This is a genomic window from Spirochaetota bacterium, from assembly GCA_034190085.1.
GTDB lineage: Bacteria > Spirochaetota > UBA4802 > UBA4802 > JAFGDQ01 > JAXHTS01.
On record JAXHTS010000062.1, the window covers coordinates 1 to 26,211 of the forward strand.

Genomic DNA, 26,211 nt, shown 5'->3' on the forward strand with positions numbered 1-26,211 from the left:
TCTGGATATGATATGCCTTAATGATGTAAGCAGATGCGATGCAGGATTTGGAACGGATACGAATGTTATCACGATATTTACAAGGAATAGGGAGCGAATAGAGCTTCCCCTCCTATCAAAAAGAGAGATTGCATCTCGAATTGTTGAAAGAATTGAGATTGAATTATGTATGAAAGATGCTTAATACTATTGTGAAGGGATGTCTATTTACATATATTTTATGTTTTTTTGTAGATATCTGGGAATTCCTTTGTATTCAATTGGCTCCAACCCTTTGTTAATATTAGAGCCGACTTAACTGAATAATAATTAGCATTTTTACGGGGATATGACAACTGCAATAATCCATGTAACACGATAAGTTCCATTAGCCTTATGGAATATTCAATATCTTCAATACATAGTATTATCTGCTCTCTGTATTTAAGAATCCGTGGAATTGTGATTAGAGTGCCTACTCCCCAATCCAGTTCATATAAGGAAACAGCATTTTTGACTAATTTTTTTGATTTTCTAACTGTGCCTTTAGTAAAGATCAATGTCCTATTACCCAAATTGAGTTGCTTTACTGATCTATAAATAAAATCTATGATGCCCTTAGGAACATCAATAGTAAAATAACAGTTGTTTTTACATAAAGGCACTTCCTTGATTCGACTTCTCCGTAATTCATTTTTAGTTCCAGGAGCAAGGATCCATCGTTCTGAATTATCTACCCAGTTGATAGGAACTATCTTTGATGAAATTTTATTATTACTCATTTTGAATGAATTACGTTCTTTGATTGAATTGAAACAGAATGTAATGATTAGTGTTATTCATTATAATCATTCTATTATATAGATTTTTTTCTAATATTAAGTCAACTAATAATCACCAATGAGAGCATAATTCAAATGACCACTATGGATGACAAATTTTATACAATAACTGAGTTAACCAAAATCATAAAGGGGAGTCTGGAGGAGAATCCTAATCTAATAAATACATGGATAAAGGGTGAAATTTCAAACCTTACCTACCATTCATCAGGTCACATTTATTTTACACTTAAAGATGAGAATGCAATAATATCATTGGTTTTTTTTAAATATTTAAACAAGAATCTTTCTTTCAGATTGGAAGAGGGTATGAATTTGCTCGCTTTTGGAGGTATAAATGTATTCGAAAAAAGGGGGAGTTATCAGTTTATAGTATCAGAGGTAAGGCTTGAGGGGATCGGTGAACTTCAACAAAGAATTGAACAGTTGAAAAAAAAATTGATGGCTGAAGGCATTTTTGACACAAAGCATAAGAAGGATATCCCCGTCCTCCCACGTCGAATTGGTATTGTCACATCCCCAACCGGAGCAGCCATTAGAGATATACTAAAGGTTGCCATGAGGAGATTTCCCAACATTGAGTTTATCCTTGCCCCAGCAAAGGTGCAGGGGGAGGATGCAGCTTTTTCGATTGCTAGAGGTATAGAGGAATTAAACAATCCTCAATGGGATATCGATATTATAATAGCAGGTAGGGGTGGAGGATCCTTTGAGGACCTAATGCCATTCAATGAGGAGATTGTAATACGAGCTTTTTATAACTCAAGAGTCCCGATTATCTCTGCCGTTGGTCATCAGATAGATCACCCACTATGCGATGATGCTGCTGACTATGCTGCCCCAACACCATCCGCTGCGGCTGAGATATCCACACCTGTGAAGAGGGAGTTACTTGATTATATAGATAATCTCAGCTTAAGATCTCAAAATGCCCTTACTTCCCGCATCATGGAACTAAAAACGAGGATTGAGGGTATTTTGAACCTGCGGATTTTTAGAAATCCAAAGGAGATAATCTACAATCATGAGTTATTACTAACTGATATTGAGAATCATCTGATCTCGCTTATGAAGGATTGTATAGTTGAAAAAAGGAACAATATCTTGATGCTTCCAGATTTAAACATACTAATCAAACATATAATCAAGGATAAGATTCACAGATATAGTATTGGGATACAAGGCTTGGAGAAACTCTCCCCAATCGGAATCTTAAAAAGGGGTTATTCAATATCTACTGATATTAAGGAGAATATAATTAAGAGCATTTCAAAACTTAAGATAGGTGATATAATGAATGTTCATTTTCATGACGGTTCAACTAACTGCACAGTAAATCAAATTGATAAAGGGGTAAAAATTGGAAAAGAAAGGAAAGACATCCAGCAAACTGACCTTTGAAAAGGCTTTAAGGGATCTTGAGAATATTGCGAGACTCCTGGAGGGGGGGGAAATTGGTCTTGAGAAATCCATTGAAGAATTTGAAAAAGGGATTAAACTCGCAAAATACTGTCATGAGAAGTTGGAGGAGGCAGAGAGGAAAATTGAGATATTACAAAAGGGTGAAGATAAAAGAATTGAAAAGAAGAGTATAAAGGTTAAGGAAGACACAGGAGAGATCGAAGACGATAAGGATATTCAGGGTTCATTGTTATGAGGATTAATGGGGAAACTGATAATTATCTTGAATTCGCGCGGAGTGTCCTATCAATTGAGATTGAATCTATAAAATCACTTTCAACGAGTCTTGATGAGCAATTCATAAGAGCAATCGACATAATTAACAAATGTAAGGGCAGGGTTGTTATCACCGGAATGGGTAAATCTGGTATTATCTGCAAAAAGATAGCAGCGACCATGACCTCCACAGGAACACAGGCAATCTTTATGCATCCATCAGAGGCGATGCATGGAGACCTTGGTTTAATAAACAAAAAAGATGTGATTATAGCATTATCCAATTCAGGGGAGACTGATGAAATAATATGTTTAATCCCCCATCTGAAACTTATAAAGAATAAAATAATTGCCATAACCTCAAATCCAGAATCCACGCTAGCTAAGGAATCAGATGTGTTGCTCTCATATACCATAAAAAGGGAAGGCTGTCCGTTAAATCTCGCTCCTATGGCGAGCACTACAACAGTCCTTGCCCTTGGCGATGCAATTGCAGCAGTTTTAATGATGTCTAAAAATATTAAAGAGGAGGATTTTTATCTCTTCCATCCTAATGGTAGGTTGGGACAGATACTCTTACAGGTAAGCGATTTGATGAAAAAGGAGAATCTTCCTATTGTTAAGAGGGAAACCCCATTACGAGAAGTTATTCAAAAAATGGTATTAACAAATTTTGGCGCTATTTTTATTGAAGGCTCAAAGGGACATCTTAGAGGAATAATAACCGACGGGGATATTAAAAGATTTTTTGATATAGATGAAGACATCCTAAATAAGAGAGCGAGTGATTTAATGAATCCTAATCCTAAGTGGATATATGAGAATAGACTTGCACGAGAGGCTCTTCTCCTAATGGAGGAAAACCGAATCACTGTGCTGCCAGTACTTAATAAGAATAAAAAAATTATTGGGCTTATACATATCCATGATATTGTAAAACATAACTATGGGAGAAATAGATGAAGAGTATAATCCATATCGAGATAATCTTCCTTCTTATCTTTGCATGTAAGAGCGACAGGGGACTAATTTTTTGTGAAGGTGTTTCCACCAAGGGGGAAGAGATCAATTGTGGCACTAAATTCTCAACCGGTGATTTAACGGTTATTATTTCAAGCAAGGAATCCTTTGGAATAGATGAGATTACTATGGACATTATAAAAATAGTCCCAGGGGGAGAGGAGAAGATGCTAACCTTGCCAGTTGAGGTTAAGGCAGATAGCTCAAAGGCAATAGCAACTATATCCCTATATGAGGAGGGTCGTTATAGGATACAGGCGATGAAGGGTGAGGTGGAGATTTCTCAAGGCAATGTTGAAATCTTGGATACCTATTGATTGTTATTCATCTGAATCCTTCTCTTCTTCTCCTCTTTATAATATATTATGATTAAGAGAAAGGCTCCAATAACAATCACCGCATCAGCAATATTAAAGGCAGGCCAGCGGAAGATCCTGTCATTCCCAATATATATAAAGTCAACAACTCCAGGCCTTCCTGAAATTCTATCTATAATATTACCTACCGCCCCTGAAATAATTAAAGCTATGGAAGCGCAGAATAAGCTGGTCTTATTCTTTTCATAAATGTAGATCAATATTAAAAATGCTAAAACGATAATGGATAAGATTAAGAAGAAACTCTGGTATCCTTGAAGTATCCCGAATAGACCTCCCTTATTATATAGTAGTATAAGTTGAATAAAACTGCCTAATATGTCAATCCTTTCATGTAAAGCTATATGCTTAACAACAATATATTTTGTAACAATATCAAGCGTTAGAGAAACAATGAAAATAATTGCTGCATAGATATGTTTCTTCATTAACAAACCTCATGTTCTGATTCAAGATTAATCCCTGATAAAGTTTATCACTTTAAACTAAAATCTATGAAAAGCAAGAATTTTATTATAAAATTAGTTTTTTTACACCGCCTCTAAATGTATTAATCCTAAGAAGCAGATAATACTCTACTTCACATCTGAGATTGAAGTAAGTTTATTACTTTTTTTGAGCAATCCTATAAAATTGAACAATCCTATAAAAATTATTTGCATAATTTAAGTAAAATTGATTACTGTGAATCCATGGAATCAAGTGATCTAAATATACTTTACCTTTTCCATAAAGTACTATTCCCCAATTGCAGCATCCAGATTCAATCATATAATAATAAATCAAGTAACATCAAAGTTGGGGATCGGATACTTGCATTTCCGGTAAGGAATATAATTGATATTATCTTTTATAAGAACAGAATCGCAACCATTGCCAAGGTCTCAGAGGTTAAGAACATTGATGAAAACTATACTAATATACAATTGAAGGGGATCTCTCGAGTACGACTAAAAAAAGTACATAAACTCAAATCCGGCTACTATGAAAGAATTGAAAAGGGAAGGGGGAATTCAAAAAGTTTAAGGATACTAATCGAGGATATTCGAAAGAAGAGTCAAGAGTTAATCTTCTTGATAAATATTAATGAATCAGATAAGCTTATTTATTTACTAAACTTTCTTACAGATATTTCTCAATTGACCGATTTTATCTCAAATTATTTTGTATTGAAATTTCCAAACAGATTTGATATATATAATGAACTTGACAGTTACAAGAGGGCGTTGAAATTGATCCCCCTTCTAACCGACTTGATAAACAATCTTAAGGATAAAGAAAAAAGTATTGAATATGAAAAAAAGCCTTCTCAATAACGATGTTTTCTATACTATCGTCTGGACACGCATATATCAATACGACAAATATAGGATTGGAGGAATCCCAGAATTACCTGGAATAATTTGTCTTCTTCAGAAAATTCCCAATGGCTCCCCTAAATATTTAATCTTCTATAGCTGTTGGAGAGACGGACTGAGGAATGGCATTAAAAATTTTTTAAATCCCTCTCTTACCAGGTTCCCGGAAATAATCAAGAATATAGATGAGAAGACTCTTTTATACAAATATACAATAATTGATAGCAAATCTCAGGATTTGAAGGATGTCATGTTCTGGTTAATAAAGGAATATCAACCAGTTTTCAATAGCCTAGTGGATTTTGAGGACTCCAAGAGATACAAGAATATCTATCTTAAAGAAATGATTATTATGGATACTGAACACTAAAGGCGATGTCCAAAGGATTCATCCGAGACCTATTTCGATATTAGTGATGGTACTTGCGCTAGAAAATCCGATCTAATAGTAATAAATTCAATATCAATAGAATCTCAAGCGTTGTCAATACGAGGATATATAAACATCTCAACGGCGTGATTGTCTATCCTGAATCCCAATCTTCGAAAGTGAGATATCATTTAAAGTATAGATATGCATTACGTTCTGGTTTAATGCAATAAATTCGAGAATATATTTGAATCTACAAGCCGCGTCTAAAGGTGAAGAGAACTGTACATCTGCTTCAAGATCGAATTGCTGTATATTCTTAACATTTTGGCTTCTTTTCATGCGATCGGTCTCAAATATATCTTTCTTAAAGAGTTGAAATGTATTATAAATCTCTTTTATTATACCATCTGATTTTATTAAATTGGCTAAATATAAATTTGTATCTGAGTTGTTAACATTTTTTGTAAAGCATTTCAAAATCTTCGTAACTATATCAGGATAAAGGTGATAATTTATCAATTGAATTAACTTCCCTTCAAGCTCATTATCAGCAATCCTCTTAGTGGGATAAGCATGATTTATATCATGGAAGTTGCCTGTTTTTAGCTTAAAGATAACAAAATCCAGAAATCTATCTAAATAATCCTTTTTTTGAATATCATTGTCCCTATCTCTTCCTTTAAGAAGCAATTCCGCAATCTTTTCATTCTTTTCTTCTTTTATCAATGATTCGATTTTAACGAATTGACTCTCTTCAAAATCATTTGAATTCAATATTCTATCGTTATTGTCATTCATATCGATATTATTCATTACAAAATATCAAATAGAAGTCAAATGATTACACAGGTATAATTAAAACTTAATATTTAGACCCATGCGCACTGATTTGTAAAAATCATCCCTTCTGTTGTAAACATACACGTTATTGACCGCTGAAAATAGGGAGTGTTGATAGATTGCGAATGCCCCAACTGAGAATAATACCATTCTGAATCTATTCTCATCTTTATATCCATCGTAGACCAGAAATATCAACGCTGCGTTTGTCAGAAATGAAAAAAGACCTACCCTATATTTATATGTGTAGAAATGACCGAAACCCGGAAGAAATATTGAACCGATCAGGGATACCCATACGTTCTTTTTGGGCCTGCTCAATTCTCTGTTTATCAAAGATTCCAAATGATATAATTCCTCAGCATGTTTGCCATCCGGAAAGGAAGTCTTATATTCTACAATTTTTCTAACAGCTTGCCTAAGTTCACCCATTAGCGCAATGGCGCTGCACAGATTAGCTTTAACGTCCTCCCTATATCTTCCATTATTATAAGCATAAAGATATTCCTGAAAAGATCGGTAGGCGTAAAAGGGAGAACCGCTAATGAGTCTCATGTAGCCAATATTTAAAAGTGCTCTCTCTCCCTCTGGTCTATCCTTGTATGTTGCATAGCACCCTGATAACACCCCTATTGCATTGTTGTAGTTTCCCCCCCTATAATATGCCTCACCCATAATCAATTGGCTCTCAGGGAAAAACTCTCCCTCAGGATAGTGATACTGATATCTCATCATCTCAGTAATGGCGTTATAATATTCACCATTTATATTATGCAATTTTCCAAGATTGATAATTTCCCTCTCGCTTCCATTGACATCATTCTCTAATGATAGGTAATATAAGATTATTATCAATACAAAGGGGAATAATAAAAGAGGTTTTTTATTGCAAAGCATTATTATCAATAATAACAATCTAAAGAAAGCGTGCCTAGCTTTTCAGTAATCCCATCAACCTATTATGAATTTTTCCATTGGTCGCAAGGATTTCCGGATACTCTGGATCAAAAGGGGAGCCATCATATTTTGATACCTTTCCGCCTGCCTCTTCTACAATCAGGCTGCCAGCCGCCATATCCCATGAAAAAAGCCCTGGCTCCCAATATCCATCGAATCTACCACAAGCTACATAGGATAGATCAAGCGCTGCTGAACCCATACGCCGTATGCCTTGTACAAAGGGCAATACCCTATTAAATTCAATTAAATTATTCCTTTCCCTGTCAACCTTATTATATGGAAATCCTGTGGCAATAATTGATATTCCGATATCATTAACCTCAGAAATAGTTATTCTGGTTCCATTTAGAAAGGCTCCACTATTTATAATACCCTTGAAGAGTTCATCATGAAAGGGATCGTATACTATTCCAACAACCGTTTTTTTCATTTCTGTTGAGAATATGCCAATGGAGATGCAAAAATGGTGGATTCCATGAGCATAATTATTGGTAGCGTCCATGGGGTCTATATACCAAATGAATTCGCCCTCGATCTCCCTCCTGCTGCCCTCCTCAGCTATAATTGAATGATCCGGATATTCCTTCTTGATACAATTAAAGATAAAGATTTCCGATTCTTTATCAATATTTGTAACTAAATTTGTTCTGCTTTTATAGGATATTAAGATACCCTTTGACCGGAATTCCCTCAACAGTATTTTCCCAGCAGCAATGGAGATACCTTCAGCAAATTGAGCAATTTTAAGGATATCCATATTCTCTAATATGTGCCTCCAACACCCAACTTCAAGCAAAATTCGTTGTGGTCCTCTGCTCTGTCCACCATTTCACAAATGAGCTTCTGGTAGAGAAAAAAATTATCAGTTAGAAACTCATTTATCTTGATTGAAAAGACATGCCCAGGCGCTCGATATCCGGAAAAGGGAGCACCCTTAAACCAGGTGTCCGTATTGATGCCAAACCATCCCTGCCCATTGCCAAAATTGTATGGTTCATCATTAAAAAGATCTCTCATATAGAATCTCTCAGTAAAGTCTACAGTTATAGTCATATTTTTTTTCTTAAGGTTAAATTTCGATAGAACAATTCCAAGAGAAATCTCGTAAACACCCCAATAATTTGACATTTCATTATCATGATCAAAATAATAATAATCTGCAATAGATATTCTTGAGTAATAGCTAAAAAATTTATCCACATAATTATCAAATCTATATTCAGCATAATCAACATCAAGGGTTGTTCCTGATGAATATTTGCTGTCTTTAGGTATGGCTCTTGGATAGAGAACAAATCGCATAGAATAATTATCCTTCTTATATCCGAAAAGGATACCCATCTTAAAATCATGGAGTGTGAGTTCTCTCCCAAAGTTTAGACTACTCTTATAATGATTACCCATGCCCCCAATTCCAATTGAATATCTTTCAAAATGGTATATTGCTTGAAATGTCTCTGTATGAATAACCAGATTCGGGGAGAGAGCTCCAAGATAGGGATTACCGAATTTAAGGTCAAATTCCCATTCTTTCCTTGGAGTAAAATTAATATATATCATCTCAGGAAAGTTCCCATATAATCCTGATGTTGTAACATATTTATACCCCTCATCACCCCTGAAGTAATAACCAGTTCTTATCATAAAATCAAATGTTGCATATAATCTTCTAGCCATCTTTTTCTTTTTTTCTTTTTTTAATGCTTCTGCTTCATCTTCCTTCTGTTTTTTTAATTTCTCCTCCTCTTCCTTTATTTTTTCTTCCTTTTTTTTTGCTATCAAATCCTCTTGCTGCTTTTTGATCCTCATTCTATAGGCGTCAGGCAGCCATTTAATCACCTCCTCATTGTCAGGATCAATTTTTAACACATATTCACCAGTAAATACCGCCTTTCCATATAGTCCAGTCTTATAATAGAGAAATCCAACCCGTTCATGAGATGGCAATTGATCAGGATTTCTCCTCACTGCCTCTTCATAATTTATGATCGCATCCTCGTAGTTACCCTGAAGCTCCTGAACCCAGGCTTTATTATGAAAGACCTTTGCAGAGGATTTGTTAAATATTTCAATTGATTTGTTAAATTCACTTATCGCTTCACTATATCTCTTTTTATTCCCAAATTCTACACCTCGCTTATTCAAGGCAGAAGGACTTTTGGAATGGAGTGGAGTAATTAATGTGAATATGAATAATATTACTATAACTAATTCAGGCTTAGCTATATTATACAGATTAGTATAGTAGATATAGAAAGATATAATTTCTGCAAATTTTGGAAATTTCATTGTAATCTCATTCTGAATAATTTGCTATAATCGAATGAAATGGATATAACCTGTATGGATGTATAGGCTTAAACGACCTTAATAAGAGTGTAATAAATATTCAATATATAATATTTAATATCTTAATTTAACGGGATTATTATTTACAATAGATTCCCATTAACTTCGTCAAGCATTAACTATAACCTATTAATAATATTATACTAAATTCCCACAAAATAAAGTATTTTTTCGTATAATCAACACTATCAAGGACGTATGAATTAATCCCATACCCTAAAGAATAAATAAATATTACAGGCAATCATTTTTTTTATTGACACTTATGTCACATTGGTGTAATTTTTGGGGAAAAGTGGGGATTTGTGTAAAATATTCCCTATGATTATGACAAGAAGGAGATTTTAGCATGTTTATGGGTGAATACCACCCAACGCTAGACGAGAAATGCAGGGTCGCAATACCTGTAAAATTAAGAAGAGCCTATGGCGAGGATGCCATAATAAACAGACTCGTAATTACACATGGTTTTGATAAATGCATAATGGCCTTCAGGGAGAAGGAATGGAGGGAATTTGTTGAAGGTAAATTAGTAACCCTTGCGGAAACAGAGATGACAAATCGTAAGAAGCTGCGTTTTTATGTAGGAGGGGCTTCAGAATGTGAATTGGATAAACAGGGCAGAATAAAAATACCACCCTATCTCAAGGATTTTGCTGAGATAGATAAAGATGTCACAATATTGGGATTATATAATAAAATTGAAATTTGGAGTGAGGAAAAGTACAATAGCTATAAACCCAAGGGAGAGTCTTTGGAGGATTTAGCCAAGGATCTTGGTTTTTAATGAGTCACGAAAACAATCAAGTTCCTGATAATCTCTATTCGCATGCTCCGGTAATGTGTAGGGAGGTGCTGGAGTATACCCAGGGAGCGTTAAATGTAGGAATAGGACTCCTGGTAGATTGCACCCTTGGAGAGGGCGGGCATTCTTTGATGCTTCTTCAGAATTTTCAAAATTTGAGGATTATTGGATTTGAAAGAGATAGTGAGATTTTAGAACATGCAAAGAGACGATTGAGGATATATGGCAATAGGATGGAATTTATCAATGATAACTATTTAAATATATCATCCTATATAAATAAGTATAAGAATAAGATTTCTGTATTCCTCTATGATTTTGGCATTTCATCCTTCCATTATGAAAGGAGTGGAAGGGGATTCAGCTTTAATAAAGACGAAATTCTGGATATGCGTCTGAATTTAGATGATAGAGTCAATGCATATGATATTATCAATAATTATTCAGTAAAGGAATTGGGTGATTTATTCTGGGAATATGGAGAGGAGCGTTTTGCAAAGAGGATTGCAAGGGTAATTGGAAACAGAAGAAGCATAAAAAAAATTGAGACCAGTGGGGAGTTGGCTCGATTAGTTCTAAGCGCTATACCTAAAAAATATCATTTTAAAGGCATTCACCCTGCAACTAGAGTCTTTCAAGCCATAAGGATTGTCGTGAATGAAGAATTATATGCAATTGAGGGATCTTTGAAGGAGGCTTGTCAATATCTAGCGCATGGAGGTAGAATTATAGCGATATCCTTCCATTCATTGGAGGATAGAATTGTGAAGAATAGGTTTAAGAGGCTGCAAAGGGGTTGTGATTGTGATGAATATCCTCAATATTGTCATTGTAATATTTCACCCTTTGTGAAAATACTTACCCGAAAACCACTCTTACCCACAGAAGATGAGGTTGCAATCAATAAGAGAGCAAGGAGCGCAAAGCTGAGGGTTTGCGAAAGATTATAGATTCGGATATTTGGAGAATATCATAAAATACTTTATTGAAACATTTTTTATAATCCTATTCATAGTACTATATGTTTGGCAGAATATAGGGATGATGCGGATGAAGATTGATTATCAAAAATTACTACAAAGAGAGAAGGCATTGATTATTAAAAATGATAGATTGATATATCAAATCGAAATCTATAATCGAATGGATGTTATATTAAAGTATGTAAAAGATAATGGGATGCGGTATATTACGCCAATGGATTTTGAGACAATTGAATCCCTAAAGAGATAAATCTGTTGATATAACGTAATTGCATTGAGATTCTCTCAATGCAGGTGAAAATAACTAAAAATTATAGTATAATACAGATATTGGATGAGAGTCAAATCTTTAAATAAATCATTACAATTATCTCTACTCCTTAAGGGATTGGAAGGCAAGATCATGTTGATACATGGATCGGAGAAATGTGAAATATCATCTATCGAATATAATTCTAAAAATGTTATACCAGAATCACTCTTTGTAGCTGTTGAAGGGTTTAGTGTTGATGGACACGAGCATATAACTGAAGCTGTTGCAAAGGGCGCAAAAGCGGTGGTATTATCCTCAAGGAGGGTATCTGAATTCTGTAATTTAAAGGAGAAGGGAGTTGTTATTTTAGCTTCAGATAATACTAGAAGATCGCTTTCTGGAATATCTGCTTCATTTTATCAACATCCATCCACTGAGGTTCCTGTAATTGGAATAACCGGTACCAACGGGAAGACCACCATAACATATATGCTTGAGTCAATTCTGAAAACCAGTGGGTATTCACCAGCTGTTATCGGGACTATTAACTATAGATGGAAGGATAATGAGATCCAATCCCTCAATACGACTCCTGATTCTAGAGATTTACAGGAGCTTATTAAGAATATGGTATCTGATAATATTGATTTTATAATAATGGAGGTATCTTCACACGCCCTTAAGCTACATCGTGTAGAGGATATTGATTTTAACATTGCTGTTTTTTCAAATCTCACAAGGGATCATCTCGATTTTCATGAAAGCTATGATGACTATTTTAATTCAAAGAGGAAATTATTTGAGTTAGTTGAAAAGAGCTCAAATAAAAACAGAATCGGAATTATTAATGCTGATGATGAGTTTGGTAGAACCTTGTTAAAAGAAAGCATTGGATTTTCCTATCCAATGTGGAGTTTTGGTATTCAAGATGATGCTGATTATTGTCCGATTGAATCGAGCATTCGCAACACAATTGAGGGTGTTTGCTACTCATTGAAAAAGCCCCAAAAGGGTCTTGGGATTGATTTGGGTGTAACTGGCAGATTCAATGTCTATAATTCCCTCTGCGCTTTTGCAATTGCTCATCGCATGGGTGTTCCTGTAGAGATGATTCAAAGGGGATTATCTGCAATGAATTCTGTACCAGGCAGGTTTGACAAGATAAGATCAGATTCGGGTTTTTATATAATTGTGGATTATGCTCATACTGATGATGCGCTGCTGCGGTTACTGCAGTCAGTAAAGGAACTTCAACCAAGAAGGACCATTACAATCTTGGGTTGTGGCGGGAATAGGGACAGGACAAAACGACCACTCATGGGAAGGGTTGCTATTAGTAATTCTGATTGGGTGATTGTTACAAGTGACAATCCAAGGGATGAGAATCCCAATGAAATTATTGAGGATATTATCAGAGGGGTGAATGAGACAAATTATGAGATAGAGCCCGATAGGGAAGAGGCAATTAGGATAGCAATTGATATGGCGGAGAGGGGAGATATGATTGTGATAGCGGGTAAGGGGCATGAAAACTATCAAATAATTGGTGATAAGCGTATCTATTTTGATGATCATGAGGTAGTGAGGAAGTATTTAGGTAAGAGAGATGGATTTTGAGAGTCTATTATCCCACAACAGTTCAATGGATTATTGATTCGAGTGGCGGCACCCTTATAGCGGGTCAACCCGATAGGAGGGTGTTGACAATAACGACCGACTCAAGGGATGTGGGGGAAGAGAACCTCTTTATACCACTATTGGGGGATAAATTTGACGGCCACGATTTTATTGAGCCACTCGTAAAGGAAGGGAGAATCGTAGCCTTTCTGACAATTAAAGAGGAGTTTGAGAAGATAGCCTATCAGGAGAAAATTGCCGCAATATTATGTGATGATACGCTTAAGGCCTTGGGATCCATAGCATCTCATCATAGAAGTAAAATGAATCCAGTAATGATTGGTATAACAGGAACCAATGGCAAAACAACAACAAAGGAGTTGTTAAACTCGGTTTTACGTAAAAAGTATAATTGTCACAAAAATGAAAAGAACTACAACAACGAGATAGGCGTTCCGTTTACCCTCCTTGGTTTGAGTAGGGAACATGAGGTTGCTATTATTGAAATGGGGATGAACCATAGCGGGGAACTCAACAGGCTTTCATTGATGACAAAGCCGGATATAGTGATAGTAACCAATATTGGAGAGGGTCATTTGGAGTTTTTTAATGATGTTAAGGGTGTTGCCCTAGCTAAATCAGAGATTATTGATGGGATGAAGGAGAACGCGCTTGTTCTGCTAAATAGGGATATGGCCTATTATGATATGCTCTATGAGAAAGCGATTGCGAGGGGCTTGAATGTGAAGAATTATGGCCTTTCAGAAAATGCTGAGATGCGCCCTGAGGCATATAGGGTGTATAGGGATAGAATAGAGATAGTGCGAAAGGGCGTTACCTTTTCTATACCGCTTTTTGGGGTTCATAATGTGTATAATGCCCTTGCAGCGATATTGGCTTCTGAAGAACTTGGCCTAGAGCCAAGGTTAATACAGGAAGCTTTATCTGATTTCAAGAATATTGAGATGAGAAGTCGTTTAATTGATGGAGATTTTATAATAATTGATGATACCTATAATTCAAATCCGCTTTCCTCAAGATATGCCCTTATTTCAGCCAGCATGATCTTCCCTGATAACAGGAAGATAGCTGTATTATCTGACATGAAGGAGCTAGGTAATCTATCCGAGGCATATCATAGGGAGGTGGGAAGAATTGCCTATGAGTATGGATTTGATTTGCTATGTGTCTGGGGAGAGATGGCAGTGGCCATGGCAGAGGGTGCACAACTAGCGGGCATGGATGATAAAAATGTTTTATATTTTAAATGCAAGAAAAAGCTAATTGATTTTGTTGTTGGCTGTGTAAAACCAAACGATGTAATTCTCATTAAAGGATCAAGATCTATGAAGATGGAGGAGGTTGTGGATGCAGTAATCCACTAAGTTGAGATTCTATGTTCTACCATTTTATACTTCCATTACAGGATTTCATATCTTATTTACGCCTATTTCAATACATTACCTTCAGGTCAGCCTATGCCGCTGTAACAGCGCTCCTATTTGTTTTAATTTTTGGCAATATGGTAATAAAATGGCTTAAGAAACTCGAGATTGGAGAGGAGATAAATAAATTAGGACCAGATAGCCATAAGTCCAAGGCGGGGACGCCTACTATGGGAGGGATAATTCTACTTGGCTCTATGCTTATGTCAATAGCCCTTTGGGGAAATTTCAATAACCATTATATAATTATACTGATTGTTGCAACAATACTCCTTGGAATTATTGGATTTATTGATGATTGGATGAAGTCAGTTCTCAAAAAGGGTAATGGGATGTCAGCCAGAATAAAGATGCTTTTACAGATCATTATCGCTTTGGGTGTGACTACAGTGGTTTATTTGTATCCATCCAGTGAAGAACATGCAACAATGCTCTATATCCCATTTCTAAACGAGCCGGTATTGGATATGTTGTGGTTTTGGATTGTTTTTGCTACTATTGTGATAGTCGGAAGCTCTAATGCGGTTAATCTCACTGACGGGCTGGATGGGCTTGCTATAGGATCAGTCATCATAGTTGCTACAACCCTGGGTATTATGACCTATCTCACTGGACACATCGAGATAGCCAGTTATTTGAGAATACCCTACATTCCTGATAGCGCTGAGCTTACAGTCTTTATTTCTGCAATGGTTGGAGCATCTATAGGATTTCTTTGGTTTAATTGTAACCCTGCATCTGTTTTTATGGGAGATACTGGCTCGCTCTCCCTTGGAGGAATAGTCGGTATTGTCGCTATCTTAATTAAAAAGGAGATATTCCTATTTATTGTAGGTGGTGTCTTTGTCCTAGAGGCAATCTCTGTAATAATTCAGGTAGTGACATTTAAGCTAAGGGGTAGGAGGGTTTTTAAGATGGCTCCCATCCACCATCATTTTGAGCTCTCTGGATGGCCTGAACAGAAGGTTGTTGTAAGGATATGGATACTTGGGATAATTCTAGCGATTATGGGCATCACATCGCTAAAGATATTATAGGCAGGGTATTGTGGATATTCTTGATAGGAATAGCAATATATTGGTAGTTGGCCTCGGCATGATTACAGGTGTCTCCACCTCGAACTTTCTCGTTAAAGAGGGCTTCAATGTTTATGTTTCAGATATTAAGCCTGAGGAGGAGTTAAGGGAGGAGAAAAATAGACTCGACGAGAGGGTAAGAGTCCTTGCAGGGGATCAAAGTCAGAGTATTCTGGATAAGGGATTTGATCTTATTGTTATCAGTCCAGGGGTTCCAAATGAAATACCACTGATTCAAGCAGCAAAGGATAGGGGCATTGAGATAATTGCTGAGATAGAGTTGGCTTACAGATATTTACAGGGCAGAATAATCGCAATAACCGGCACTGATGGCAAATCCACAACCACCACCTTGGTTGGTGAAATACTAAAGGGTATTGGATTAGATACACATATAGGCGGCAACCTCGGCACTCCTATGATTAGTTTTACTAAGGATACTAAAAATGATTCCCTATCAGTAGTTGAGTTATCATCTTTTCAACTTGAGAACATTGTAGGCTTTAAGCCCGATGTAGCCGGGATCCTTAATGTGAGTCCCGATCACCTGGACCGTTACAAGGGAATGGATGAATACTTCGAGGCGAAGCTGAGAATATCGATGAATCAGATTGAAGAGGATTTCTTTATATATAATAATAATGACAAGTTGCTTGCCAGAGGTTTAGGCGGAATAAAGGCAAAGAAGTTGCGCTTTTCTCTATCAGATAACGGTGCTGATGCCTTTTATAAGCAAGATTCGATCTTCATAAAATTAAATGATAGGATAGAGCGAGTCCTCGACATTTCAAGGATGCAGATTTATGGAATGCATAACATAGAAAATGCAATGGCAGCTATATTAATGGTGTCATCAATTATGGAGAAGATGAACTATGATCTTGATGTTGACCTTATAGCTGAGACATGTTATTCCTTTAAGGGTCTGCCTCATAGGATGGAAGTGTTGGGTGAATATGAGGGTAGGCGCTTTATTAATGATTCCAAGGCAACCACAGTTGGCGCAGTTGAGATGGCATTAAAGAGCATACCCGATTCAGGGATACTCATTTTGGGCGGCAGAACCAAGGGGGATGATTATACGAGACTAAAAGGAAGCATAAAGAGTAAAATCAGACATCTAATGCTTATTGGAGAATCCTCGTCTGAATTTGAGAAGTTATTCAAGGATCTTCCATATTCTATTAGTGAGTCAATTGACGAAGCGGTAAGGGGTGCGATGAGGGCAAGCATGGAGGGGGATGTTATTTTGCTTTCCCCTGCCTGCGCTTCATATGATATGTTTAAGAGTTATGAGGAGAGGGGGGATCAATTTGTAAAATCCTTTAAAAAGCTACAGAATGGAGAACTCTCTTGGATGTAAAATCCTTTATAGATACTCGCAAAAGGGGAGAAGCTGACCTCGTTTTATGGATGGTTGTCATAATATTGATTGGTATAGGTATAGCAGTGAGCTATAGCGCTAGCGCTGTCTATGCTTTAAAGGTTCATGGAGATTCATTCTACTTTCTTAAGAAACAGATTTTATGGTTCATTATTGGTTTTATTGCACTACTTCTATTTCAGGAGATTGATTATCATAATTATATAAAATATACCAAGATAATGTTATTCCTATCATTAATATTATTAGTTTTAATATTTATACCTGGAATAGGGCATAGTGTAAAGGGTTCGGTGAGATGGATAGATTTGTTTTTTTTAAGGTTCCAACCAGCAGAATTTGTAAAGATATTTATGGTAATATATCTTGTGAAGGTTTTTTCTGTTGAAAGCTCAGGACCGGTAAATCATGTGATACAGCTTTTAATCCCAATGCTTATAATAGCAGTTATGTTTATCATGATAATGTTTCAGCCCGATTTTGGTACAGCAATCGATCTTTTGGTCGTGTCGGTATTTATACTCTTTGTTTCAGGATTTTCCTTTGTTTATATTTTAATGCTCAGCATTGTCAGCATTCCGATGTTTTATCTGCTTATTTACCAGGTTGACTATCGCAAAGCAAGGTTGCTTGCTTATCTGGATCCATGGCAGGATAGATTTGGGATTGGATATCATATTATACAGTCTTTTATAGCATTTAAAAAGGGAGGTTTTTGGGGAGTCGGCCTTGGATTAGGGTACCAGAAGATTAGTAGACTTCCAGAACCTCATACTGATTTCATCTTAGCTGTAATTGCTGAGGAGGCTGGGCTTATTGGAACCACATTTGTTTTGGCTTTATATTGTATCCTATTCTGGAGGGGGCTATGCATTTCCTTAGGCGCTCCGGATGAATTTGGCAGGCTGCTTGCTATTGGGGTTACAATTTTAATAGTAGTACAGGCTTTCATGAATATAGGGGTTGTAACCGGAAGCCTGCCAACTACAGGTATACCTTTGCCACTGATAAGCTATGGCGGCTCTTCGCTCATATCGAATATGATTGTGTTGGGTATTCTTTTAAATATTTCAAAATATAGCGAATATAATTCCCCATTTTCGATTAGTCATTTACCTGTATAGAATTGACGATGGATATGGCTGATCATATAAATTGAACTATGGGATTTTATAGAAATTAATTATTAATTGAGATGTTGCTTTAAGATGAGTGATATTAGCGTTTTGATCGTTGGAGGTGGGACAGGTGGGCATATTAGCCCAGGAATTGCTATATATGAAGAATTCAAGGGTAAAGGATTAAAAGCATCCATTCTGGTTGGGAGAAGAGATATGATGTATCCTCCAATAAGTAATGTGATGAAGAAGGATCTCTTCTTTTATAGAGCGCCATCTTTTCCAAAGAAAAATTTATTTATATACCCTTTGTTTATGATCAATTTTATTCTTGCTATTATTAAATCAATCGGAATTATGAAAAAATTGCGGATAAATTCTGTTATTGGGATGGGAGGATATGTATCAGCACCTGCATTGGTTGCTTCTAGGTTATTAAAGATTCCAATTTTTCTCTGTGAGCAGAACTCTATTCCTGGGAGAATAACTACAATTTTTGCACGATATGCCACGAAGATATTCAGCACCTTTGACACCATAAAGGTACACTTAATGATGGAGGAGAGAGACAATGTTCTTAATGTTGGCAATCCAATTAGAAGGGATGTCTTATCGAGTCTTAAAATAGATAAGCAAGATGCAAAAAAATATTTTTCTATGCAGCATTGTAATAAGGTAGTCTTTGTAATAGGCGGCAGTCAGGGGGCTATGCGATTAAATGAATTGGTTTTAGGTATGAAGAGGAAGTATCCTGATGAATTCAGGGATATCGGTATAATATGGAGTACTGGCGAATATTCCTACAAAAAATATAAGACAGCCCTACATGATGAACTTGAGAGGGGATCTACATATATTTCACCCTTTATCCAGGATGTAGGTCTGGCCTATAGGGCGAGCGATATTGTGATAAGCCGGGCGGGATCTGGAGTAATGGTCGAATTTGCATCATTTTCTTTGCCATCAATTCTCATCCCTTACCCCTATGCGGCATCAAATCATCAGGAAAGTAATGCGGAGGTATTTGAAAGGGCAGGGGCGGCCATAAAAATTAGGGATGAGGACGCCCTTCCAGACTCCGTAGCGCCCATTCTCACTGAATTATTAAGTAATTCTATTAAGCTCAACAGAATGTCTGAGATATCGAAGGCTGTAGTGAAAGCTGATGCATCTTTGAATATAGTTAAAAATGTGGTTAGGGAACTTACTTCCTAAAGGGAGAGAAGAGTTGTTTAGAAAATCTAATAGAATGCATTTTTTAGGAATTGGCGGTATCGGGATGAGTGGTATAGCCGAGATACTCATAAATCAGGGTTTTCAGGTCTCCGGTTCTGATTTGGTAGAATCAGAGCAGACAAAGAAGTTACGCGCTCTTGGAGTAAATATATTTATTGGACACAGATCGTCAAACATCATGGACTATTGCGTGGTGATTACCTCAAGCGCAATATGTTTGAATAATCCTGAGATAATTGAGGCTAGGAAAAGAAAAATTCCCATTATCCATCGCTCAGAGATGCTTGCTGAATTGGTCAGGCTAAAGCATGGTATAGGGGTTGCCGGAACACATGGGAAGACAACAACATCTTCAATGCTTTCATATGTACTCTATCATGGAGGAATAAATCCTACTGCGATTGTTGGGGGAAAGGTATTAAACTTCGGCTCCAATGCCAGAATAGGTGAGGGAGAATACCTTGTGTTTGAAGCGGATGAATCTGATGGTTCATTCCTGAAGCTCTTCCCATCAATAGCTGTTGTGACAAACATCGATGCTGACCATCTAGATCACTATAAATACTTTGAGGGACTTAAGGATGCCTTTTTAACATATATAAACCACGTTCCTTTTTATGGTTATTCTGTTCTCTGTATTGATGATCCTGTCATTGCTGATATCATTTCAAAGGTTGAGAGACCATATTTTACCTATGGTTTTTCTGACAGTGCTGATTTTAGGGCTTGCAATGCAAGGATTTCCAATGGCGCTACAATTTATAGTTGTTTATATAGGGGAGAGTTGCTTGGAGATATTATGATACGATTGTTAGGGAATCACAATGTCATCAATTCCCTTTCTGTAATAGCTGTCGCCCTGGAACTTGGAATGGATTTTAAGACAATAAAAGAGGCAATATATGAGTTCAGGGGTGTTGAAAGAAGGATGGAGAAGATAGGTGAGGAGAAGGGTATATTATTAATAGATGATTATGCCCATCATCCAACTGAGATTAGAGCGACTTTACAGGCTGTTAAAGGGTTAGGGAGAAGGATTATTGTGATTTTTCAACCCCATAGGTATTCAAGGACTAAACTTTTATGGGATGAATTTGGACAAGCCTTTGTCGAGGCTGATCTTCTTTATCTTACAGAGATATACCCTGCAGGGGAAGAACAAATTGAAGGAGTCTCATCTCAACTTATTCAACGAGCTATTGCTAAACACGAGGATAGAGAGGTGGATATAATCTCCAGATTTGAGGATATTCCTGATTCAATAATTGGAGAGATGAGAGAGGGTGATATTGTTATGTTACTCGGGGCCGGTAACATTCATAAGGCTGGAGAGGCTATTCTGCATGCCATCAGAGAATTGCCTGAACAGAGTGAGCCTATAGCAATTTAATTGAAGAGTAATAAAAACTATTAGGATGAGCAAATTGAAAAGCTGTATACAGTCAATGAGTATTGTCATATTATTTTTATGTACTATTGGAACATCAATCACAAAAGCAGATGCAAAGAGGGTAAAGTCTATTGAGTTTAAAGGGCTTAAGCTACTTTCCAAATATGAGATAATTGATGAAGTGAATATGAAGGTTGATGAGGATTATATAGTAGTTGATCTTGAATCATTGCATCAGATTTTAGAGGAGTATCCCCTTATAGATAGATTCAATATTGCATTCGAGAGTGATCGATTAATCATTCATATTGTTGAAAAGATTCCCGCTTTTCTACTGGCTATAAGGGAGAGAGATAAGGTTATGCCCTTTGAACTGGATGAGAGATATAGGATAGTATCAGTTAACCAGATTCATGATAATAACTTGCCATTAATTATTATTTCTGAGAATGATATCATTGATGGAGTACTAACGCAAAGATTGGCTAATTTCCTCACCCTTCTTAAAAAGATAAGGGATAATAAATTATCTCTCTATTACGAGATGCTTGAAATTGATTTAACTGATTTTGTAAGAGCCAAGATATTATTAAAGGGCAGAAAGACGACCTTTACTTTAACCCCTCTCGAAGAGTCATTCTATAAATTGAATTCTGGGGTAGGCTATCTCGATAGCATAAGATATTATCCTGATACTATGCAGATTTATGCTGATTCAGGATTGATCAAGTAATATTGACTGGAGCCTCAATATGGAAATGGAAGATGTGGTAGTTGGTTTAGATATAGGAACAACAAAGACATGCGCTGTGATTGGATTTGTTAATGAGAACAATCAGGTAGAGGTTGTTGGTGTTGGAGTTGCTCCTTCAACAGGACTGAAAAATGGAATTGTCGTAAATATTGATAATACTGTATCTTCAATTGTAAGCGCTGTGGAAAAGGCTGAGTTTATGGCTGGATGTGAGGTAAGTGTTGTTTATGTTGGGATGAGCGGGCAACATGTTAAGGGTGAGAATTCAAAGGGTGTCGTTGCTGTATCAAATAGGAACAGGACCATTACTCAATTAGAGGTCAAGAGGGTTATCGAAGCGGCCCAGGCAATCGTCATACCCGTTGATAGACAGATTATGCATGTATTATCAACTGAGTTTGCGGTTGATGATCAATATGGAATTAAGGATCCCATTGGGATGAGTGGAGTTAGACTTGAGGCGGATGTACACATAATTACCGGGGCTAATACTAGCATTCAAAACTTAGTGAAATCAGTAAATGGGTCTGGATTTGAATGCACAGATATAATATTTTCTCCATTAGCCTCTGCTGAGGCGACATTGAATCAGGATGAGAGGGAATTAGGGGTTGTCCTTGTTGATATTGGGGGAGGCACTACTGACATTATGTTATATTTTGAGGGAGGAGTTGCCTTTTCTTCTGTCCTAGCTGTTGGAGGTATTCATGTAACCAATGATATTTCTATTGGATTAAGAACACCTTTAGAATCAGCCGAGATTATAAAGAAAAAAAATGGATGTTCAGTGGTTGATATTGTTGATGTTTCCGATACTATTGAAGTACCTTCAGTTGGGGGAAGGGCTCCAAGGAGATTATTTAAACAAGAGCTAGCCCAGATCATTGAGCCAAGGATGATGGAAATTATGGAGATGGTGGATCATGAATTATTGAAGAGCGGGAAAAAGGATGTTCTGGCTGCTGGAGTTGTTTTAACAGGAGGTGGAAGCATGATTGATGGATGTATTGAAGCGGCGGAAAGAATATTTAATATGCCTGTGCGAATAGGCATATCAGAGGATATTGCAGGATTAAAGGATAAAGTTGCTACACCTATATTTTCCAATGGAGTGGGTCTGTTAAAATATGGGATAAAGATGAATCGGTTCATGAGAACCAAATCTAAGTATGGTAAAGAGGGTAGAATTACATCCTTTCGAAAGATTATAAGAAGATTGTATGAAGACTACCTATAAAAAGATTAATTATTTATGCGACATAATATAATACAAGGGAGATTATCATGTTTAAACTGGAAGAAGAAAAATCTTTAACCACTATTATCAAGGTTGTTGGTGTTGGCGGGGCTGGCAACAATGCTGTTAATAGAATGATCGCTACTGGGATGGAAGGAGTAGAGTTTATCGTTCTTAACACAGATGCTCAGCAGCTTAAGGGATCGGTTGCTTCAGAAAAAATTCAAATAGGAAGTAAACTAACCAGAGGATTGGGAGCCGGCGCAGACCCTGAGATTGGGAAAGAGGCGGCTAACGAAGATAGGGACAAGATTCATAAGGCAATAAAGGGTGCGGATATGGTCTTTATTACCGCCGGAATGGGCGGAGGCACTGGAACCGGGGCAGCCCCAGTTGTTGCTGAGATCGCCAGAGAGCAGAATAGTCTTATTGTGGGGGTTGTAACGAAACCCTTTAAGGCTGAAGGGAAAAGGAGAATGGATAGAGCTTTAGAGGGTATTAAAAATTTAAAGGAAAAGGTTGATACACTTATAACCATTCCGAATGATCTCTTATTGAGAATAATCGATCGCAAAACACCAATAGAGGATGCCTTTAAATTGGCTGATGATATCTTGAGACAGGGAGTACAGGGCATTTCTGATCTAATAATGGTAACAGGGCTTGTTAACGTAGACTTTGCAGATGTGAAGACTGTTATGAAAGAGACTGGAGATGCGCTTATGGGGGTTGGTATTGGAACTGGCGAGAATAAAGCTGTTGAGGCTACTCAGATGGCAGTCAATAGTCCATTGCTTGAGGAGACAAGCGTAGAGGGAGCCAAGGCTGTGCTTATAAACATAGCAGGCGGCAATGATTTATCATTGCATGAAGTCCATGAGGTTACAGACATTATCAACCGCCAGGTAGACCCTGAAGCAAATATTATTTTTGGAACAACCATTGATTCAGCCATTGATGATAAAGTCAGGGTTACAGTGATTGCGACAGGTTTTGATAGAAGAAGGAATATGCTCTCAAGAGAACCCAGCGATCTTGATAAAAAAACAGGCACTTCGCTTACCCTGATTGAGGGTGAAGGCGTGAATGTTGTAGATAAGAATGTCAATTCTGGGAATACATTTTCCCTTAAAACAATTGATTATGGGACTAAGAGAAGAAAACCCATACCAAAACCAACTACTACTATAGAGAAAGATAATATAGAGATTCCATCATTTTTACGAAGAAGCGCGGATTAGACAAATACAGTTGTTTAAGATAAGAAAAGACAATAAAAAAATTTTCTTATGCGACATAATATAAGTTATCGGAAGTTATATAAATGTGCTTCTATCAGACCTCTGGCCAATATTTTTCTTTGGAGGTACAGCGGTTTCAACTTTCGATAACTTGATTAATTTGGAGTAACGTGGGTTATAACTCCCTTATACTCTTTTGTATTATCTCTACCAAGGAGATAAAGGTCAGACCCTACAGTAGCAATGCCCATCCACCTGATATTTGAGTGCGGTGTTTTATAAGTTGCTATAGCTTTTAGCTCAATTGGATCGATTTTAACAATTACTGCTGTAGCGCCATAACCAGATAATGCCCAGAAATTGCTTCCATCCCATGTTAGAACATCTATTCTATCAAAATCATAGGAGTCTTCAAGTGAGTCAGGTTCAGCGTTACTGTCGACCTTGAGTAATTGATCCTTTGCCAAATCGTAACTATATCCATAGAGCCACAGGTGAGTTCCATCCCATGCGATGGCATCTATGTTTATTTCGTGGCCTAAGTCAGCGTCTGTATCAACATTATCGACCTCTACGCCTGCTGTAGTACGAAGAGAAGCATCTTCGTTTCCGCCGCAGTGGCAGTGTGTCCAGAAATCTCCACCCTGATATGCATGTATGTGTGAATAATAGGTTCCAAAATCTTTGCCAGAACCTGTTAATAATGTTTCAGTAGATGTATCAAAGGGGTATATTGTGTTGCTATCTTCATCTTTATACCAAAGATACGTCAGCCCATCCCAAACAAGATTTGTGTTAGTATCAGGCTCGATTTCAAGATCTTTATATTCAGCCTGAATATTGAATTCTTTGCAAAGGAAAGCCTCTGGGATTTGAGTTTCTGCTGTAAAAGTGATTGTGTTTTGACTGCTGTCTGTAAGCGTTAATGTAGATTCGTCAGGCTTATCAAATATGTAAGTATCTCCCATCCCTCTCATCATAGAATAACCAAAAATATCTAATAATACGGTGGTATCGTTTAATACTGCATATAAGGAATCAATGTTTCCCAGGATTTCAGTTATAGCGGTTCTGTAAACGATAAGAGACATTCCATTTTCTTCAAATTGGATATATTGCAGGTCACTAACGTCTTCACCTGATAGATATGTACCGCTCGTTAGTCTCCATATACCAGAAATCCTTTTATTAAGTACCGAGTAGGTTGGATATGCACGTATCACTGTAATATAATAATCCTTTGTCGTTATATTGTCTTCTGCAGTAACCCTAATCGTAATGGTATTCTCTCCATATTCGAGTGTAATCGAATTGGAAGCTTCACCTGAGGCTACTGAGTTGTCATTTACCGTAATAGTAGCATTCCCACTTGCTGTTGTTAGTGTAACAGTTATAGAAGAGGTGTCGTAAGCCACCTCTACCGTATACGCAGTGGTATTTTCAATAAACGCTGGTGACAACATACCCTCGGATACAGTCAAATCTGAAAGGTTGGCGTTATTTATTATAATAGGATAAAATGATGGACTACTGTCATCATCCCCACAGAATAGAAATAACCCAGTGATAATTACTATAAATAATACTATGATATTTTTTGTTATTATTTTTTAATTTCCCAACCCCCTTATTAATAATATATTTGTTTGGTATTTTAGATAAAAAATATTCTTTGCATACTTTAGGTCAAGAAATAATCATTTTTTTGAGAATTTTTATGAAACAGCTTACAAAAGTGGGAGTAAAGACAGTTGCCCACACTGTCATTCCTGTATTATGAGATTCCTGCATTCGCAGGAATGAGTGTGAGCCGAAGTGATATCGAGCTAAGTCACAAACGATGAAAATTCTACCTGTGCGATGCCGTAATCGTACAGAAATCGTATCTCGAATTCCA

Annotated in this window: 28 protein-coding genes; 20 read left to right on the forward strand and 8 right to left on the reverse strand. The window is 36.8% G+C overall.

The window, feature by feature from the left end:
• On the forward strand, positions 1–184 hold a 184-nt coding region (locus tag SVZ03_12070; GenBank protein MDY6934940.1), incomplete at its 5' end, for a bifunctional 4'-phosphopantothenoylcysteine decarboxylase/phosphopantothenoylcysteine synthetase.
• A 34-nt stretch (positions 185–218) separates the two neighbouring features.
• Here the strand turns inward: SVZ03_12070 and SVZ03_12075 are convergent.
• The gene (locus SVZ03_12075; protein ID MDY6934941.1) at positions 219–761 is read right to left on the reverse strand and encodes a hypothetical protein; all 543 of its coding nucleotides are present in this window, start codon (positions 759–761) and stop codon (positions 219–221) included.
• Between the two features lie 135 nt (positions 762–896).
• On the opposite strand from SVZ03_12075, the gene xseA reads away from it, so the two are divergent.
• The 4 genes from xseA to SVZ03_12095 are packed head-to-tail and all read left to right on the forward strand — an operon-like array spanning position 897 to position 3,835.
• Entirely contained in the window at positions 897–2,222 is a 1,326-nt protein-coding gene (xseA, locus tag SVZ03_12080) for an exodeoxyribonuclease VII large subunit (protein ID MDY6934942.1), read from the forward strand.
• Positions 2,182–2,478, forward strand: a complete 297-nt coding sequence (gene xseB / locus SVZ03_12085) for an exodeoxyribonuclease VII small subunit (protein ID MDY6934943.1) — start codon at positions 2,182–2,184, stop codon at positions 2,476–2,478. Before xseA ends, xseB begins: the two co-directional genes overlap by 41 nt.
• On the forward strand, positions 2,475–3,461 hold the full coding sequence (locus SVZ03_12090) for a KpsF/GutQ family sugar-phosphate isomerase (protein ID MDY6934944.1): 987 nt from the start codon (positions 2,475–2,477) through the stop codon (positions 3,459–3,461). Before xseB ends, SVZ03_12090 begins: the two co-directional genes overlap by 4 nt.
• Positions 3,458–3,835, forward strand: a complete 378-nt coding sequence (locus SVZ03_12095) for a hypothetical protein (GenBank protein MDY6934945.1) — start codon at positions 3,458–3,460, stop codon at positions 3,833–3,835. The genes SVZ03_12090 and SVZ03_12095 overlap by 4 nt, the downstream gene beginning before the upstream one ends.
• Here SVZ03_12095 and lspA read toward each other — a convergent pair.
• The gene (gene lspA / locus SVZ03_12100) at positions 3,829–4,323 is read right to left on the reverse strand and encodes a signal peptidase II (GenBank protein MDY6934946.1); all 495 of its coding nucleotides are present in this window, start codon (positions 4,321–4,323) and stop codon (positions 3,829–3,831) included. The two genes, SVZ03_12095 and lspA, sit on opposite strands and share 7 nt — an antisense overlap.
• A 264-nt stretch (positions 4,324–4,587) precedes the next feature.
• Here lspA and SVZ03_12105 point away from each other — a divergent pair, with 264 nt between their 5' ends.
• Entirely contained in the window at positions 4,588–5,211 is a 624-nt protein-coding gene (locus SVZ03_12105) for an LON peptidase substrate-binding domain-containing protein (GenBank protein ID MDY6934947.1), read from the forward strand.
• Positions 5,189–5,623, forward strand: coding sequence for a hypothetical protein (locus SVZ03_12110; GenBank protein MDY6934948.1), 435 nt, complete (start codon positions 5,189–5,191; stop codon positions 5,621–5,623). The genes SVZ03_12105 and SVZ03_12110 overlap by 23 nt, the downstream gene beginning before the upstream one ends.
• A gap of 138 nt (positions 5,624–5,761) precedes the next feature.
• On the opposite strand, the gene SVZ03_12115 is transcribed toward SVZ03_12110, so the two are convergent.
• Genes SVZ03_12115 through SVZ03_12130 form a run of 4 tightly spaced genes read right to left on the reverse strand, consistent with a single transcriptional unit; the run spans position 5,762 to position 9,715 of the window.
• Positions 5,762–6,439, reverse strand: a complete 678-nt coding sequence (locus SVZ03_12115) for a hypothetical protein (GenBank protein MDY6934949.1) — start codon at positions 6,437–6,439, stop codon at positions 5,762–5,764.
• A 42-nt stretch (positions 6,440–6,481) separates the two neighbouring features.
• Positions 6,482–7,363: a hypothetical protein gene (locus tag SVZ03_12120; GenBank protein ID MDY6934950.1), complete on the reverse strand. Its 882-nt coding sequence runs from the start codon at positions 7,361–7,363 to the stop codon at positions 6,482–6,484.
• A 34-nt stretch (positions 7,364–7,397) separates the two neighbouring features.
• Positions 7,398–8,183, reverse strand: a complete 786-nt coding sequence (locus SVZ03_12125) for an inositol monophosphatase family protein (protein MDY6934951.1) — start codon at positions 8,181–8,183, stop codon at positions 7,398–7,400.
• A gap of 5 nt (positions 8,184–8,188) precedes the next feature.
• A complete protein-coding gene (locus SVZ03_12130) occupies positions 8,189–9,715 on the reverse strand; it encodes a tetratricopeptide repeat protein (GenBank protein ID MDY6934952.1) in 1,527 nt (508 codons plus the stop codon).
• 409 nt (positions 9,716–10,124) lie between these two features.
• Between SVZ03_12130 and mraZ the strand changes: the two genes are divergently transcribed.
• The 13 genes from mraZ to ftsZ all read left to right on the forward strand — a co-directional run bounded on the left by mraZ (position 10,125) and on the right by ftsZ (position 24,314).
• Complete coding sequence (gene mraZ, locus SVZ03_12135; GenBank protein ID MDY6934953.1) at positions 10,125–10,562, forward strand: division/cell wall cluster transcriptional repressor MraZ; 438 nt, start codon at positions 10,125–10,127, stop codon at positions 10,560–10,562.
• Positions 10,562–11,530, forward strand: coding sequence for a 16S rRNA (cytosine(1402)-N(4))-methyltransferase RsmH (rsmH, locus tag SVZ03_12140; GenBank protein MDY6934954.1), 969 nt, complete (start codon positions 10,562–10,564; stop codon positions 11,528–11,530). Before mraZ ends, rsmH begins: the two co-directional genes overlap by 1 nt.
• Positions 11,531–11,630: 100 nt before the next feature.
• Positions 11,631–11,813, forward strand: coding sequence for a hypothetical protein (locus SVZ03_12145; GenBank protein ID MDY6934955.1), 183 nt, complete (start codon positions 11,631–11,633; stop codon positions 11,811–11,813).
• An 84-nt stretch (positions 11,814–11,897) separates the two neighbouring features.
• Entirely contained in the window at positions 11,898–13,433 is a 1,536-nt protein-coding gene (locus SVZ03_12150) for a UDP-N-acetylmuramoyl-L-alanyl-D-glutamate--2,6-diaminopimelate ligase (protein ID MDY6934956.1), read from the forward strand.
• Positions 13,430–14,818: a UDP-N-acetylmuramoyl-tripeptide--D-alanyl-D-alanine ligase gene (gene murF, locus SVZ03_12155; protein MDY6934957.1), complete on the forward strand. Its 1,389-nt coding sequence runs from the start codon at positions 13,430–13,432 to the stop codon at positions 14,816–14,818. The genes SVZ03_12150 and murF overlap by 4 nt, the downstream gene beginning before the upstream one ends.
• A gap of 11 nt (positions 14,819–14,829) precedes the next feature.
• Complete coding sequence (gene mraY, locus SVZ03_12160) at positions 14,830–15,915, forward strand: phospho-N-acetylmuramoyl-pentapeptide-transferase (protein ID MDY6934958.1); 1,086 nt, start codon at positions 14,830–14,832, stop codon at positions 15,913–15,915.
• 10 nt (positions 15,916–15,925) lie between these two features.
• Positions 15,926–17,317: a UDP-N-acetylmuramoyl-L-alanine--D-glutamate ligase gene (murD, locus tag SVZ03_12165; protein ID MDY6934959.1), complete on the forward strand. Its 1,392-nt coding sequence runs from the start codon at positions 15,926–15,928 to the stop codon at positions 17,315–17,317.
• Complete coding sequence (gene ftsW, locus SVZ03_12170; GenBank protein ID MDY6934960.1) at positions 17,308–18,462, forward strand: putative lipid II flippase FtsW; 1,155 nt, start codon at positions 17,308–17,310, stop codon at positions 18,460–18,462. Before murD ends, ftsW begins: the two co-directional genes overlap by 10 nt.
• 84 nt (positions 18,463–18,546) lie before the next feature.
• Positions 18,547–19,671: a UDP-N-acetylglucosamine--N-acetylmuramyl-(pentapeptide) pyrophosphoryl-undecaprenol N-acetylglucosamine transferase gene (locus SVZ03_12175; protein ID MDY6934961.1), complete on the forward strand. Its 1,125-nt coding sequence runs from the start codon at positions 18,547–18,549 to the stop codon at positions 19,669–19,671.
• A 13-nt stretch (positions 19,672–19,684) separates the two neighbouring features.
• Positions 19,685–21,082, forward strand: coding sequence for a UDP-N-acetylmuramate--L-alanine ligase (murC, locus tag SVZ03_12180; GenBank protein MDY6934962.1), 1,398 nt, complete (start codon positions 19,685–19,687; stop codon positions 21,080–21,082).
• Positions 21,083–21,116: 34 nt separating this feature from the next.
• Positions 21,117–21,815 carry a hypothetical protein gene (locus tag SVZ03_12185; GenBank protein MDY6934963.1) on the forward strand — a complete coding sequence of 233 codons (699 nt, stop codon included), beginning with the start codon at positions 21,117–21,119 and terminating at the stop codon, positions 21,813–21,815.
• A 19-nt stretch (positions 21,816–21,834) separates the two neighbouring features.
• Positions 21,835–23,073: a cell division protein FtsA gene (gene ftsA, locus SVZ03_12190; GenBank protein MDY6934964.1), complete on the forward strand. Its 1,239-nt coding sequence runs from the start codon at positions 21,835–21,837 to the stop codon at positions 23,071–23,073.
• 47 nt (positions 23,074–23,120) lie between these two features.
• Positions 23,121–24,314, forward strand: a complete 1,194-nt coding sequence (ftsZ, locus tag SVZ03_12195; GenBank protein ID MDY6934965.1) for a cell division protein FtsZ — start codon at positions 23,121–23,123, stop codon at positions 24,312–24,314.
• A 155-nt stretch (positions 24,315–24,469) separates the two neighbouring features.
• Here the strand turns inward: ftsZ and SVZ03_12200 are convergent, their stop codons facing one another.
• Positions 24,470–25,795: a cadherin-like beta sandwich domain-containing protein gene (locus SVZ03_12200; GenBank protein MDY6934966.1), complete on the reverse strand. Its 1,326-nt coding sequence runs from the start codon at positions 25,793–25,795 to the stop codon at positions 24,470–24,472.
• 205 nt (positions 25,796–26,000) lie between these two features.
• A partial coding sequence (locus SVZ03_12205; GenBank protein ID MDY6934967.1) for a hypothetical protein occupies positions 26,001–26,211 on the reverse strand: 211 nt, incomplete at its 5' end.

Coding starts and splice junctions, on each gene's coding strand:
- SVZ03_12075 (MDY6934941.1), bottom strand. CDS start 761: ATGAGTAATAATAAAATTTCATCAAAGATAGTTCCTATCAACTGGGTA.
- xseA (MDY6934942.1), top strand. CDS start 897: ATGACCACTATGGATGACAAATTTTATACAATAACTGAGTTAACCAAA.
- SVZ03_12090 (MDY6934944.1), top strand. CDS start 2,475: ATGAGGATTAATGGGGAAACTGATAATTATCTTGAATTCGCGCGGAGT.
- SVZ03_12095 (MDY6934945.1), top strand. CDS start 3,458: ATGAAGAGTATAATCCATATCGAGATAATCTTCCTTCTTATCTTTGCA.
- lspA (MDY6934946.1), bottom strand. CDS start 4,323: ATGAAGAAACATATCTATGCAGCAATTATTTTCATTGTTTCTCTAACG.
- SVZ03_12105 (MDY6934947.1), top strand. CDS start 4,588: ATGGAATCAAGTGATCTAAATATACTTTACCTTTTCCATAAAGTACTA.
- SVZ03_12110 (MDY6934948.1), top strand. CDS start 5,189: ATGAAAAAAAGCCTTCTCAATAACGATGTTTTCTATACTATCGTCTGG.
- SVZ03_12115 (MDY6934949.1), bottom strand. CDS start 6,439: ATGAATAATATCGATATGAATGACAATAACGATAGAATATTGAATTCA.
- SVZ03_12120 (MDY6934950.1), bottom strand. CDS start 7,363: ATGCTTTGCAATAAAAAACCTCTTTTATTATTCCCCTTTGTATTGATA.
- SVZ03_12125 (MDY6934951.1), bottom strand. CDS start 8,183: ATGGATATCCTTAAAATTGCTCAATTTGCTGAAGGTATCTCCATTGCT.
- SVZ03_12130 (MDY6934952.1), bottom strand. CDS start 9,715: ATGAAATTTCCAAAATTTGCAGAAATTATATCTTTCTATATCTACTAT.
- mraZ (MDY6934953.1), top strand. CDS start 10,125: ATGTTTATGGGTGAATACCACCCAACGCTAGACGAGAAATGCAGGGTC.
- rsmH (MDY6934954.1), top strand. CDS start 10,562: ATGAGTCACGAAAACAATCAAGTTCCTGATAATCTCTATTCGCATGCT.
- SVZ03_12145 (MDY6934955.1), top strand. CDS start 11,631: ATGAAGATTGATTATCAAAAATTACTACAAAGAGAGAAGGCATTGATT.
- SVZ03_12150 (MDY6934956.1), top strand. CDS start 11,898: ATGAGAGTCAAATCTTTAAATAAATCATTACAATTATCTCTACTCCTT.
- mraY (MDY6934958.1), top strand. CDS start 14,830: ATGTTCTACCATTTTATACTTCCATTACAGGATTTCATATCTTATTTA.
- SVZ03_12175 (MDY6934961.1), top strand. CDS start 18,547: ATGAGTGATATTAGCGTTTTGATCGTTGGAGGTGGGACAGGTGGGCAT.
- ftsA (MDY6934964.1), top strand. CDS start 21,835: ATGGAAATGGAAGATGTGGTAGTTGGTTTAGATATAGGAACAACAAAG.
- ftsZ (MDY6934965.1), top strand. CDS start 23,121: ATGTTTAAACTGGAAGAAGAAAAATCTTTAACCACTATTATCAAGGTT.